The 12,575-nt window shown below is 43.7% G+C and carries 12 protein-coding genes; 11 read left to right on the top strand and 1 reads right to left on the bottom strand.

Annotation, left to right across the window (positions count from 1 at the left end):
• Positions 1–244 precede the first annotated feature (244 nt).
• From ACH9UM_RS10595 to thiI, 11 genes are all read left to right on the top strand, one after another.
• On the top strand, positions 245–1,117 hold the full coding sequence (locus ACH9UM_RS10595) for a LysR family transcriptional regulator (RefSeq protein WP_227070116.1): 873 nt from the start codon (positions 245–247) through the stop codon (positions 1,115–1,117).
• An 82-nt stretch (positions 1,118–1,199) separates the two neighbouring features.
• Positions 1,200–2,144, top strand: a complete 945-nt coding sequence (locus ACH9UM_RS10590) for an NmrA family NAD(P)-binding protein (RefSeq protein ID WP_004848058.1) — start codon at positions 1,200–1,202, stop codon at positions 2,142–2,144.
• A gap of 25 nt (positions 2,145–2,169) precedes the next feature.
• Positions 2,170–4,107, top strand: a complete 1,938-nt coding sequence (locus tag ACH9UM_RS10585; protein ID WP_004848060.1) for an FAD-dependent oxidoreductase — start codon at positions 2,170–2,172, stop codon at positions 4,105–4,107.
• A gap of 156 nt (positions 4,108–4,263) precedes the next feature.
• The gene (gene moaCB, locus ACH9UM_RS10580) at positions 4,264–5,340 is read left to right on the top strand and encodes a bifunctional molybdenum cofactor biosynthesis protein MoaC/MoaB (protein ID WP_009243260.1); all 1,077 of its coding nucleotides are present in this window, start codon (positions 4,264–4,266) and stop codon (positions 5,338–5,340) included.
• Entirely contained in the window at positions 5,337–6,308 is a 972-nt protein-coding gene (gene moaA, locus ACH9UM_RS10575; RefSeq protein WP_009243259.1) for a GTP 3',8-cyclase MoaA, read from the top strand. The genes moaCB and moaA overlap by 4 nt, the downstream gene beginning before the upstream one ends.
• An 80-nt stretch (positions 6,309–6,388) precedes the next feature.
• On the top strand, positions 6,389–6,853 hold the full coding sequence (locus ACH9UM_RS10570) for an MOSC domain-containing protein (RefSeq protein ID WP_004848067.1): 465 nt from the start codon (positions 6,389–6,391) through the stop codon (positions 6,851–6,853).
• Positions 6,854–6,931: 78 nt separating this feature from the next.
• Positions 6,932–7,951, top strand: a complete 1,020-nt coding sequence (locus ACH9UM_RS10565; RefSeq protein WP_009243258.1) for a glycoside hydrolase family 25 protein — start codon at positions 6,932–6,934, stop codon at positions 7,949–7,951.
• Between the two features lie 3 nt (positions 7,952–7,954).
• A complete protein-coding gene (prmA, locus tag ACH9UM_RS10560) occupies positions 7,955–8,908 on the top strand; it encodes a 50S ribosomal protein L11 methyltransferase (protein WP_004848070.1) in 954 nt (317 codons plus the stop codon).
• 19 nt (positions 8,909–8,927) lie between these two features.
• Entirely contained in the window at positions 8,928–9,695 is a 768-nt protein-coding gene (locus tag ACH9UM_RS10555) for a 16S rRNA (uracil(1498)-N(3))-methyltransferase (RefSeq protein WP_004848072.1), read from the top strand.
• A gap of 34 nt (positions 9,696–9,729) precedes the next feature.
• Positions 9,730–10,887, top strand: coding sequence for a cysteine desulfurase family protein (locus tag ACH9UM_RS10550; protein ID WP_004848074.1), 1,158 nt, complete (start codon positions 9,730–9,732; stop codon positions 10,885–10,887).
• A gap of 42 nt (positions 10,888–10,929) precedes the next feature.
• The gene (gene thiI / locus ACH9UM_RS10545) at positions 10,930–12,114 is read left to right on the top strand and encodes a tRNA uracil 4-sulfurtransferase ThiI (protein WP_009243256.1); all 1,185 of its coding nucleotides are present in this window, start codon (positions 10,930–10,932) and stop codon (positions 12,112–12,114) included.
• A 158-nt stretch (positions 12,115–12,272) separates the two neighbouring features.
• On the opposite strand, the gene ACH9UM_RS10540 is transcribed toward thiI, so the two are convergent.
• Entirely contained in the window at positions 12,273–12,506 is a 234-nt protein-coding gene (locus ACH9UM_RS10540) for an HPr family phosphocarrier protein (RefSeq protein ID WP_004848079.1), read from the bottom strand.
• Positions 12,507–12,575: the final 69 nt, after the last annotated feature.

Raw genomic sequence — 12,575 nt, 5'->3', positions numbered from 1 at the left:
AAGCGATGAAATCGAACTGGGGTCTGATCGGACGGTGGAGTTGAGTTCTGATCGGATGCAAATGATTTTTGTATGTGGTATGATGGGAGTTGAACTGCACTGAGTTTTTACAACCGAAGCTTGAGTGCAAGATCTTTCGCACATATAACACGAAAGAATACTAAAAAGGAAAGCAGTTTAAAGAACGAGTATTCTCAGGAACAGGTGAGGTGGCAACATGTTAAAAAAGAGTTTTTATTTTTTTATGTCAGTTGTAGAAACAGGAAGCTTTTCGCAGGCGGCGAAAAAGCACTATTTGTCGCAGGCTGCCATTAGCCAGCAGATTTCTAAACTGGAAGAAGAAGTCGGAGTTCGTTTATTTGACAGGAGTAAATACCGCCCTGAATTGACGGAAGCCGGTAAATATTATTATCAGAAGATCAAACAGTTATCTGAGGAATATGAGAAAATCGAGAAACAGACGCGTTATATTCAAAAAAAGAATTCGCAGAAAATAGTAGTGGGGATTACAGGTCCGTTTGAAAATAAATATCTTCCCCGTATTATCAATGAATATAAAGAAGGGCATGAAACGCATTTTGATGTTCGTGTTTATACATTTGAAGAGGGGAAAAAGCTGTTGGAGGCAGGAGATATTGATATTGCTTTTGGTCTGTCATCAGAGTTTTCTGTAAACCCGGATATTTCTTATGAAACGATTCATCAGTCGGAAACGTGTATTGTATGCAGCAGAAAAAACAGATTAAGTCAGTATAAAAGCATCAACCCCATTTTAGTAAAAGACGAGCCGATGATCACGTTATCTTCGCAGATGGGCAGAAAGTTTTATGATGATTTTATGAAGGCGTTTATATTGGATGGGTTTGAACCGAATATTGTAAAAGAAGTGAATTCTCTTTCGGAGTATTTTATATCTATAAAACTGGATGAAGGAATAGGATATACAGGCAGAGAGGTTGTGCCGGAAGAGGAAGATCTGTGCACTGTAAAAATAGTAGGAAGTCATCATCATGCAGATTTTGCGGTGGCTTATTTAAAAGAAAATAAAAAACAAAGTGTTGTTCAGTTTTATGAATATATTGTAGCATATTTTAAAGATTATAAGAAAAACTTATAGTCTTTATAGAAAAGCAGGTAGTTTCTTTTTGCTTGTTAAAATATTATCATTACAGTATGAAAAGCAAAGGAGAAATGAAACGATGGGTAAATTATTATTGACAGGTGTTGACGGAAATTTAGGTGAAACTGCCGCTGAAATTTTGCTTACTTTAGAACCGAAAGAGAATCTGATCTTTTGTGGTTATAGTGAAGAGGCGCTCAAAAAATATGCAGATATGGGAGTCGAGACTCGTCAGACAAACTTTAACAACGCAGATGGATTGTCGGAGGCATTCAAAGGAGCAGATGCGCTGGCTCTTATTTCGATGCCGTTTGTAGGAGCGAAAAGGCAGAAAGCTCATAAAAATGCGATAGATGCGGCAAAAGCGGCAGGAGTAAAACAGATTATTTATACTTCGTTAGTGAATGCAGACGATGAGACAAATCCTAGTGTTGAAAAGAAAGACCACATTTATACAGAAAATTATATAAAAGAGGTCGGCTTAGATTATCAGTTTATGAGAAATTCACAGTATGCAGAGGCGATGGTCACAAATTACTTTACTTATGTAAAAATGGGAACTCCGCTTACAAATTCACAAGGTGATGGATTAATGGCTTATATTTCAAGAAAAGACTGTGCGAAAGCTGTAGCGTACGCGCTTCACAGATCAGGTGAGTTTACACAGAAAGTCTGGGATATTAACGGACCGGAGCTGATGACGATTACTCAGTTTATTGAGATTGGAAATGAATCCACAGGAAACAATCTGACGTTCCAGAATGTAACGGATGAAGAAAATTATCAGATATGGGATGCTATGGGAGTGCCAAGAACGACGGACGGCGTATTCCTGGAAGACAGTGAAGCTCCGTTTTCAAGCGATGGAATGGTGACGTTTGCGCAGGCGATCAGAGAAGGAAAAATGGATATCTTTACTGATGATTTCAAAAAACTGACAGGGGATGATCCAATCACCGTGAAATATATGTTCGATCATAACGAAGATTTTCAGATCGGTGCAAGACATTCAAAAGATGATTAAATACTTTTGAAAGGAACATCGGAAAATGAATGAACAGAAAATGAACTACGAACATGTTTTAAGTCCTATCAAAATCGGCCCCATGACATTGAAAAACAGAGTTTCTTTCACTCCTGTATGGCCGTCCTTTGCGACGGCGGACGGTCATGTAAACCGTGAATTGATTGAATGGGTAAGGGATATCGTAAAAGGCGGAGCGGCATGTATTAATATCGGATGTGGCTGCGTCAATCGAAATCTCCCTCCATTTGTCACTCATCTGCTGCGAATGAGCGAAGAAAGTGTCGTAAATGAAATGACGATCTTATCAGATCTTGTCCATATGTATCAGTGCAAGATCGGAATAGAACTTTTTGCCATTAATATGTATGGCGGAAACTTCGCAGACAGAGATCACAACGGCGATAAGCCGGCGGTAGAGCTTGACCCTACTTATATGACGAAAGAACAGATCAAGGAATATATTGAAGATTTTGCGTTGGCGGCAGAGCGCGCGGTAAGATGCGGAGTTGACAGTCTTGTGATCCATGGAGCTCACGGGCAGCTTCCGGGATGCTTTTTGAACAAGAGGATCAATGAAAGAACAGATGAATATGGCGCGGATACGATTGAAAATGCATCAAGATTTACGGTGGAACTGCTCGCTGCGGTTCGTGAGAAGATCAAAGATCGTCTGGCTATCGAATATCGGATCAATGCAAATGATATGATCGAGGGTTCGCCTTCCCTGGATGAAGTTATCGCATTTGTAAAACGGATTGAGCCGTATATCGATCTTCTTCATGTATCCAGAGGGATGCATTCCGAGCAAAAACTTGCTCCTTATATGAATCAGCCGATCTATTACGATCATGGAATCAACATCGAAGACGCGGCAAAAATCAGGAAAGAGATTTCTGTTCCGGTGACGGTAGTCGGGTCGGTTACATTAGAGCAGGCGGAACAGTATATTGCGGAAGGAAAGGCCGATATGGTTTCTATGGCGCGAGGACTGATGGCAGATCCGATGGTGGTTAAGAACGCCAAAAGCGGATGCCCTGAGAATACAAGACCATGCGTCAGATGCAATTATTGTATTAACCGGACGCATTATGATCTTGCTCCGGTGAGGTGTTCTGTAAACGCAGAACTTGGGATGGAAACATTGTATATGAATCTGGGGAACACTTTGCCTAAGAGGATTGCCGTGATAGGCGGAGGACCTGCGGGAATCGAGGCGGCGAGAACGGCGGCGCAAAGAGGGCATACAGTAGATCTTTATGAAAAAGAAGATCATTTAGGCGGAGTCCTCACAATGGCAGGCGCTCCGAAATTCAAGCAAGATATCAAAAAATATGTAGAATGGACGATTCATTCTATTTCCGGTCAAGAGAGGGTTTCTGTTCATTTGAACAGTGAAGTTCGGGCGGAAGATCTGAAGGGAAAAGACTATGACGCGGTGATCGTGGCAGTCGGAGCAGAGCCTGTTATTCCGAAGTTTGCGAAAGGCAGAGAGGATGTCGTATGGGTCGGAGATGTGGAGCTTGGGAAAGTTTCTGCAAAGAAGCAAGTTGTGATCGTAGGCGCAGGACTTACCGGATGCGAAGCAGCGCTGTCTTTGGCAAAAGCGGGAAAAGAAGTTACTTTGGTTGACATGATCGATGTCTGTGATTTTGGAAGAGGAGGCGCCAAATTTAATCAAATTGCCCTGCGCGGACTGTTGGAAGCAGAACAGGTCAAGATGATCGGCGGTGTCAAAATGAACATTGAGGGCGACCGCATCGTATTTGTAAAAAATGAAAAAACGATAGAACTTTCATATGAACAGATCATCCTTTCGCTGGGGGTAAAAGCAAATGAAGAGAAAGTACAGGCATTTGCGGATGCGGGGAGAGAAGTTGTTTTCGTCGGAGACTGTAATACGAAAATAGGAACATTATATCATGCGGTTCATACCGCTCATGAAGCGGCGTCTGTTTTATAAATGTAAATATACGAAAGAAGATTCAAAAAGAGTGCTTTGTACTGCAACACGGTACAGGGCATTCTTTTTTTACAATCTTGTCGTCGAAAAATTTATGAAACTGTGGTAGAATAAAAAATGATTTGGAAAAATGTAAGAGAACGGAAAGGACTCTATATGGGATTAACACATTTTGACGAAAACGGAAAAGCGGTCATGGTCGATGTGACCGACAAAAAAGAGACGGCACGAGAGGCTGTGGCAGAAGGGAAGATTCTTGTAAACCGGGATGTTTTTCAGGCTGTGAAAGCAGGGACAGTCGGTAAAGGCGACGTTTTGGCTGTTGCGGCAACGGCGGGTATTGCAGGGGCGAAGCGGACCTCAGATCTGATTCCTATGTGTCATATATTGCCGCTTACGAATTGTAAGGTGGATTTTCGTATGAATGAGAAAGAATGTGCGATCTTCTGTACCTGTACAGTGAAAGTGACAGGAAAGACCGGAGTTGAGATGGAGGCTTTGACAGGAGTGAGCGCCGCGCTTCTTACGATTTACGATATGTGTAAAGCATTGGATAAGAAGATGGAGATTACCGATATCCGTCTTTTGAAAAAGACCGGAGGCAAAAGCGGAGATATATGGAACGATTTTGACCGGTGTGCCGGACTTGTCGGTGAAAATCTGTCGGCAGAAAACAGATCTGCGGGAAATGCAGAGGCAGAAGATGTGGAGAACGTGTGCCGCAAAAAAGAGAAACGGACGCGCAGATGGAAAGCTGCGGTCGTTACGATGAGTGATAAAGGATTTGCGGGAGAACGAGAAGATAAGAGCGGCCCGTTGATCTGTGAGATGATCGCGGATCAGGGATACGATGTTGTGAGAACGGAACTTCTCCCGGATGAGCAAAAAGAAATTGAAAAGTGTCTATGTACACTTTGTGATGATGAAAAGGTTGATATCGTATTTACGACAGGAGGTACAGGGTTTTCTTTGCGTGATTGTACTCCTGAGGCTACAATGGCAGTTGCACATCGGAATGTTCCGGGGATCGCAGAGGCGATGAGAGCAGCTTCGGCGGAAGTGACGCCGAGGGCAATGTTGAGCAGAGCTGTTTCCGCGATCCGAAATCATACGTTGATCGTGAATCTTCCGGGCAGTCCGAAAGCGGTAAAAGAAAATCTGGAAGCAGTTCTTCCGGTAGTGGAACATGGACTTGAAATATTGACAGGACAGGCGGGAGAGTGCGGACGATGAACGATCAGTACGGCAGGCGGATTGATTACATGCGGGTATCCGTAACAGACAGGTGTAATCTGCGGTGTGTTTATTGTATGCCGGGAGAGGGCTTTTCCTTTCTTCCGCATGAAGACATCCTTTCTTTTGAAGAGATTGAAAGAGTGTGCAGGATTGGGGTAAGACTTGGCATTACGAAAATCAAGCTGACAGGCGGAGAGCCGCTTGTGCGGCGGGGAATACCGGATCTTGTCGGGAAGTTAAAGGGTATTCCGGGTATAGATGAAGTGACGTTGACAACAAACGGGATATTATTAAAAGAACAAATAAACGAATTAGTTTCAAACGGGCTTGCTTCTGTTAATATAAGCATTGATACGCTTGACGAAAGACGTTATTTTCGGATGACGCGGGGCGGTGATATAAAAAAGGCGTTGGAAGGCATGGAATCTGCGTTAAAATATCCTGATCTGAAAGTGAAAGTAAATTGTGTGCCTTTCTGTGAAGAAGATTGCATTTCTCTTGCGCTTTTGGCGAAAAAAAGGAAAATAGATGTCAGATTCATTGAGATGATGCCTATTGGAAATGGGAAAAATTTCAACGGAAAAATGTCTGAAGAAATATATAAATTGCTTCACAACGAATTCGGCGATTATGAAATATATAAAAAAAGAGTAGGAAACGGACCGGCAGAGTATATTCGTTTTCATAATTTTGATGGGAGAATCGGATTTATCAGCGCCCTTTCGCATAAATTTTGTTATAAATGTAATCGGATCAGACTCACTTCGGAAGGATTTTTAAAGCCGTGTCTGCAATACGGAAACGGCACAGACGTTCGGGAAATGTTAAGAAACGGGGCGGATGACAGTTTGATCGAGGAGAAGATGAGAGAAGCGGTGTTTTTTAAACCTGACGGTCATGAGTTCGGAAGATCTGGAAAAGGCGAAGAAATCGAAACAAAAAAGATGTCTCAGATCGGCGGTTGACAGGAAAAAGAAATCAGAACAAAAAATCAGAGCAATAAGATAAAGAAGATAAAACAAAGATAGCGGGGAGTGTGAGAAAAATGTCAGAAAAAGCAGAAAGCGGAACAGTGCTCGCAGTCTGTGTAAGCAGAGAAAAAGGAACGCAGAAGCAAAATGTGGGCAGCGCACATTTTATAGAAGATTTTGGGATAGAAGGCGACGCTCATGCCGGAAAATGGCATCGGCAGGTGAGTCTTCTTTCTCATGATAAGATCGAAGCGTTTCGGGCAAAAGGAGCAGAAGTGATCGACGGCGCTTTCGGAGAGAATCTTGTAGTAACAAACTTGGATTTTCGCTCTTTTCCGGTCGGAACACGGCTTATATGCCGCGATGTGATCTTAGAGATGACGCAGATCGGAAAAGAGTGTCATCACGGGTGTCTTATTTTTCAGAAGATGGGAGAGTGCATTATGCCGAGAGAAGGTGTTTTTGCAAAAGTGATCCGAGGCGGAGAAATCAAAATCGGAGATATTATGTTCGCAGAGAGAGCGGAAAGTTTCAAGTAAGCGGTCATTTAAAGGATGAGAAGGGGCGGGAGTGAAGAAGCGCGTATATAGATGAATCGGAAAGAAAGAGGCGTATCTATGGACAGATTCAAAAAGAAGACAGATGAAAACGGGGAGAGGACGAGTCTGAAAATAAAAATCAGTATGAGAAAAACGGCAAAGATGATTGCGGTTGTAAGCTGTACGATTCTTATGCTGGCAGCCTGTTCTCCGAAAAAAGAGGTGATTTCGCAGTCTGTAACAGGAAATGAGGATAAAACATACGATTCGGGAGAGTGGATTGTTCAGAAGAACGGTTCTCTCATACAAAATGCAGGCGGCAATCAGGACGGGGAAAAGAAGCGATACTGTTTTCAAGATGTGGAAGAGAACCGTTATGAAGCGCCGCTGCTTTCGGATGTTCCGAAATGTACTTACGATTTTTCCGATTTAAAGACAGATGAGCAGACAGGTTATAAAAGCTATCAGGACCCGGAAACAGGTGCAAAGGCAAAACTTGGGATCGACGTATCTGAATTTCAAGGAGAAGTGATCGACTGGAAGCAGGTGAAAGAATCCGGTGTCGAATTTGTTATGGTTCGTCTCGGGTATCGGGCTTACGGAGAGAGCGGCTCTCTTGTATTGGATGCGATGTACGAGCAAAACGTGAAGAACGCTCTGGAAGCAGGGCTGCAGGTAGGCGTGTATTTTTTTTCACAGGCAGTTTCTCCGGCTGAGGCAGTGGAGGAAGCGGAATTTGTGCTTGAGCATTTGAAGCATTATAATATTACGGGTCCTGTTGTTTTTGATACAGAAGAGATCAAGTGGGACAGCGCGAGAACAGATGGAAATACGCGGCAGGATTTTACGAATTATTGCAAAGTGTTTTGTGATACGATCGAACATGCGGGATACGATCCGATGATTTACGCAAATTTAAAATGGATGACTTTTACGCTTGATATGGAGCAGCTTACAGAGTATGATTTCTGGTATGCGGATTATCATGAGACGCCGCAGTGTCCGTATGAATATAAAATATGGCAGTACAGTGAAACGGGCGCAGTTCCCGGTATCACGGGAAATGTAGATTTGAATTTATGGTTTCAGGAGGATTAAAAAATGAAATGGAATAAATTTCGGTTAAAGACGACGACGGAAGCAGAAGATATTGTAAGCAGTATGCTTATGGATCTCGGAATTCAGGGAGTGGAGATCGAGGATAAAATTCCTCTTACTCAGTCGGACAAGGAGCAGATGTTTGTAGATATCCTTCCGCAGACAGAAGCGGATGACGGCGTGGCGTATCTGAGTTTTTACTTGGAACCGGAAGAAGACAAAGAGAAGATCCTGTCGGATGTAAGAAAAGAACTGGAGGAAATGTCGGCTTATGTAAACGTCGGAGAGTGTCTGATCGAAGAGTCGGAAACGGAAGATGTGGACTGGGTGAACAACTGGAAGCAGTATTTTCACCAGTTTTATGTAGACGATGTTTTGATCATTCCGTCATGGGAAGAGGTAAAGCCGGAAGACGAAGATAAAATGATCATCCATATCGATCCGGGTACGGCGTTCGGAACGGGAATGCATGAGACAACTCAGCTTTGCATCCGCCAGATCCGCAAATATGTAACGGAGAATACGAAGATTCTTGACGTAGGGTGCGGAAGCGGGATCCTCGGGATGCTTGCGTTGAAATTCGGTGCAAAATATTCGGTCGGAACAGACTTAGATCCTTGTGCTATCGATGCAACTCATGAAAATATGGAAGTGAACGGAATCTCAAAAGACCGTTATGAGGTGATGATCGGAAACATTATCGATGACAAAGAAGTACAGGATAAAGTCGGATATGAGTGTTATGACATTGTTGCGGCCAATATTTTAGCGGACGTTCTTGTAGCGCTGACTCCGGTTGTCGTGAATCAGATAAAAAAGGGCGGAATCTATATTACAAGCGGTATTATCGATGATAAAGAAGAAACGGTTGTGGAAGCTGTGAAAAAAGCAGGTCTGGAAGTGCTTGACATTACATATCAAGGCGAGTGGGTCTGTGTGACAGCCCGAAAAAATTAAAACGGTAAGGAGAAGAGGAATGCAGCAGTTTTTTGCAGAGCCGTCATGGATCACAGAAAGTGAAATTTTGATCAGGGGCGCGGATCTCAACCATATGAAAAATGTACTTCGCATGAAAGTGGGAGAAGATGTAAGGATCAATGACGGTCAGGGGACGACTTATCTTTGCTGCCTGAATCGGTATGAGAAAGATCAGGCAGTGCTCGATGTGTTCCGAAAGCTGGATACCGAGACGGAACTTCCATCGGAAATTATTTTGTTTCAGGGACTTCCGAAAGGCGATAAGATGGAATGGATCGTACAAAAGTCGGTAGAACTGGGCGCTCACAAAATCGTTCCGTTTTCGGCAAAACGTTCGGTCGTAAAGTTAGATGAGAAGAAAGCGGTGAAAAAGCAGGAACGCTGGCAGCTAATCGCAAAAGGAGCGGCAGAGCAGTCGGGAAGAGGCGTGATTCCGGAAGTTTGCGGAGTATGTTCTTTTACGGAAGCATTAGAACAGGCAGAAAGTCTTGACGTCGTTCTTATCCCGTATGAACTGGAAGAAGGTATGGCCGAGACTGTGAGAGTGATCGAACAAATAGAACCGGGACAGTCGGTCGGAATATTTATCGGTCCTGAAGGAGGTTTTGAAGAAGCGGAAGTGCTCAGGGCAAAAGAGAAAGGGGCGCGGCCGGTCACGCTTGGAAAGCGGATTTTAAGGACAGAGACTGCGGGTCTTACGACACTTTCGATCTTGATGTATCATATAGAAAGCCGCGCTGTGTCACCGAAAAGAGAAGAGTCATAATTTAATAGTAAGAAATCAGTAAAGGAAAGGAATCATGGAAGTTTATCTTGATAATTCAGCTACAACGATGTGTTATCCGGAAGTGGGAGAGCTTGTCTATCATATCATGTGTCGGGATTACGGGAATCCGTCGGCAATGTATCGGAAGGGAATGGAAGCTGAAAGATATATAAAAGAAGCAAAAGAAACGATTTCCAAGCTTTTAAAAGTAAATGCTAAAGAAATTATTTTCACCTCCGGAGGTACGGAAAGTGATAATCAGGCGCTGATAGGATGTGCGCGGGCCAATCGAAGGAACGGAAATCATCTGATCACTTCTTGTGTGGAACATCCTGCCATTTTGAATACAATGCATTATCTGGAAGAGGAAGAAGGATTTCGCGTCACGTATCTTCCTGTTGACGAATGCGGAAGAATTCGGCTTGACGCGCTGAAAGAAGCGCTTTGTCCGGAGACGATCCTTGTATCGGTCATGTATGTCAATAACGAGATCGGAACGGTACAGCCCGTTGCTGAGGCAGCCCGGATCGTGAAGCAGTATAAACAGTCAATCTTATTTCATACGGATGCGGTTCAAGGATTCGGAAAGTATAAGATCTATCCGAAAAGACTTGGAGTCGATATGCTTTCGGCCAGCGGACATAAGATTCACGGACCGAAAGGGGCGGGATTTCTTTATGTGGACAGCCGTGTGAAGATAAAACCGATCATTTTCGGAGGCGGTCAGCAAAAAGATATGCGCTCAGGAACGGAAAACGTACCTGGAATCGCAGGATTGGCATTGGCGTCAAAAATGATCTATCAGGATCTTGAGCTGAAAACGGAGCATATGCGGGAACTGAAAACGCATTTTATAGACTGTATTTCACAGATTGGCAATGTGAAAGTGCATGGACTTACAGATGAAGGAAGCGCTCCGCACATTGTCAGCGCGGGATTTGCCGGAGTGAGGAGCGAAGTCCTGCTCCATACGCTGGAAGATCGTGGAATCTGTGTGTCGGCAGGCTCGGCATGTGCATCTAATCATCCGGCGATAAGCGGTGTTCTTCAGGCGATAGGAACGCCGAGAGAATATCTTGATTCGACGCTGCGGTTCAGTTTGTCGGAGTTTACGACAAAAGAAGAAATTGACTATACGTTGGAAACACTATATAATTGTATTCCGATGCTTCGGAAATATACACGGCGCTGATTTCACATGACAGAAAGATATGGCGCAAAGAAGGAGAAGAAGATGGAGTTTCATTCATTTTTGATTAAATATGGAGAAATAGGGATCAAGGGAAAGAATCGTTATATATTTGAAGATGCGCTTGTGCGTCAGATCAGGTATGCTCTTCAGAGCGTAGACGGAGAATTCCTTGTTCATAAATGTCACGGAAGAGTCTATGTGGACTGCGAGGGTGAATATGATTATGAGGAGACGGTTGAAAGTCTCAAAAAAGTATTCGGCATTGTAGGGATCTGTCCGGTTGTCCGCAAAGAAGTGAAAGATCCGGAAGGATTGAAAAAAGACGTGACTGCTTATGTAGGCGAGATGTATCCTCAGGCAGACAAGACGTTTAAAGTAGAAGCGCGACGCGCGAATAAACGCTATCCGATGAATTCGATGGAATTAAACTGTGCGCTTGGCGAGGCGGTTCTTGATGCATATCCTGAGATGAAAGTTGATGTGCACGATCCGGAAGTACGTCTGAATGTAGAGATAAGAGAAGAAGTTTATATTTATTCCGAGATCATTCCGGGTCCGGGAGGAATGCCTGTCGGAACAAACGGCAGTGCGATGCTTCTGCTGTCGGGAGGGATCGACAGTCCGGTAGCCGGTTATATGGTTGCGAAACGCGGCGTTGAGCTGGAGGCGGTTTATTTTCACGCACCGCCGTATACAAGTGAGAGAGCGAAAGAAAAAGTGATAGATCTTGCAAGACTCGTATCTGCTTATTCAGGTCCGATCAAGCTTCACATTGTTAATTTTACCGATATTCAGCTTGCCATTTATGAAAAATGTCCGCACGATGAGCTGACGATCATCATGCGTCGGTATATGATGCGGATCGCAGAACATTTTGCGAAGAAAAACGGCTGTCTCGGTCTTGTTACGGGAGAGAGCATCGGACAGGTGGCGAGTCAGACGATGCAGAGTCTTGCGGCGACAAACGCTGTCTGCACACTGCCGGTATACCGTCCGCTTATCGGATTTGATAAGAAAGAGATTGTGGAAATATCTGAAAAGATCGACACATACGAAGTTTCAATCCAGCCGTTTGAAGACTGCTGCACGATTTTCGTGGCAAAGCATCCGGTGACAAAGCCGAATGTAGAAAGAATCGAAAAGTCGGAGATCAATCTGGCAGATTGTATCGATGATCTGATGAAGACGGCGCTTGAAACTGCAGAAGTGATCACCGTAGGGGCATAGAATCACCGAAAGTGCCAAAAGGCATGTTCAGGGATTGTAAGCGGCTGCCGAAGTTTTGGTATATCCCGGGCTTTGGCTCGTCGCCATTACAAAAAAGCTGTCTCAAAAGAGACAGCTTTTTGCATTGTGCATTTACGCATAAATATGTTTGACTGTTATTATTTGATGATATACGGGTCAAGTGCAGCGAGGATTGCATCAACGTCGCCGTCTGCGTGAATGTTAAGATCAATCGGTTTGGAGAGATCAAGACTGAAAATTCCCATAATGGATTTGGCGTCTATAACGTATCTTCCAGATACTAAATCGAAGTCGTTGTCGTATTTTGTGATCTCATTTACGAAAGATTTTACTTTGTCGATTGAATTTAATGAAATCTGTACAGTTTTCATTTTGCTACCTCCTTGAAATATGTGATAAAATAGGGTCAAAACCCTATGAATATTCTACGGGATAGGGAA

Origin of the sequence: Mediterraneibacter torques (assembly GCF_044591705.1) — a bacterium.
Taxonomy (GTDB): Bacteria; Bacillota; Clostridia; order Lachnospirales; family Lachnospiraceae; genus Mediterraneibacter; species Mediterraneibacter torques.
This window is presented reverse-complemented; position numbering and strand designations above follow the sequence as displayed.

What these genes read in the sequence shown, in the direction of transcription:
- ACH9UM_RS10585 (WP_004848060.1), top strand. Translation starts at nt 2,170, where the DNA reads ATGAATGAACAGAAAATGAACTACGAACATGTTTTAAGTCCTATCAAA.
- moaCB (WP_009243260.1), top strand. Translation starts at nt 4,264, where the DNA reads ATGGGATTAACACATTTTGACGAAAACGGAAAAGCGGTCATGGTCGAT.
- prmA (WP_004848070.1), top strand. Translation starts at nt 7,955, where the DNA reads ATGAAATGGAATAAATTTCGGTTAAAGACGACGACGGAAGCAGAAGAT.
- thiI (WP_009243256.1), top strand. Translation starts at nt 10,930, where the DNA reads ATGGAGTTTCATTCATTTTTGATTAAATATGGAGAAATAGGGATCAAG.
- ACH9UM_RS10565 (WP_009243258.1), top strand. Translation starts at nt 6,932, where the DNA reads ATGGACAGATTCAAAAAGAAGACAGATGAAAACGGGGAGAGGACGAGT.
- moaA (WP_009243259.1), top strand. Translation starts at nt 5,337, where the DNA reads ATGAACGATCAGTACGGCAGGCGGATTGATTACATGCGGGTATCCGTA.
- ACH9UM_RS10550 (WP_004848074.1), top strand. Translation starts at nt 9,730, where the DNA reads ATGGAAGTTTATCTTGATAATTCAGCTACAACGATGTGTTATCCGGAA.
- ACH9UM_RS10590 (WP_004848058.1), top strand. Translation starts at nt 1,200, where the DNA reads ATGGGTAAATTATTATTGACAGGTGTTGACGGAAATTTAGGTGAAACT.
- ACH9UM_RS10595 (WP_227070116.1), top strand. Translation starts at nt 245, where the DNA reads ATGTCAGTTGTAGAAACAGGAAGCTTTTCGCAGGCGGCGAAAAAGCAC.
- ACH9UM_RS10540 (WP_004848079.1), bottom strand. Translation starts at nt 12,506, where the DNA reads ATGAAAACTGTACAGATTTCATTAAATTCAATCGACAAAGTAAAATCT.
- ACH9UM_RS10570 (WP_004848067.1), top strand. Translation starts at nt 6,389, where the DNA reads ATGTCAGAAAAAGCAGAAAGCGGAACAGTGCTCGCAGTCTGTGTAAGC.
- ACH9UM_RS10555 (WP_004848072.1), top strand. Translation starts at nt 8,928, where the DNA reads ATGCAGCAGTTTTTTGCAGAGCCGTCATGGATCACAGAAAGTGAAATT.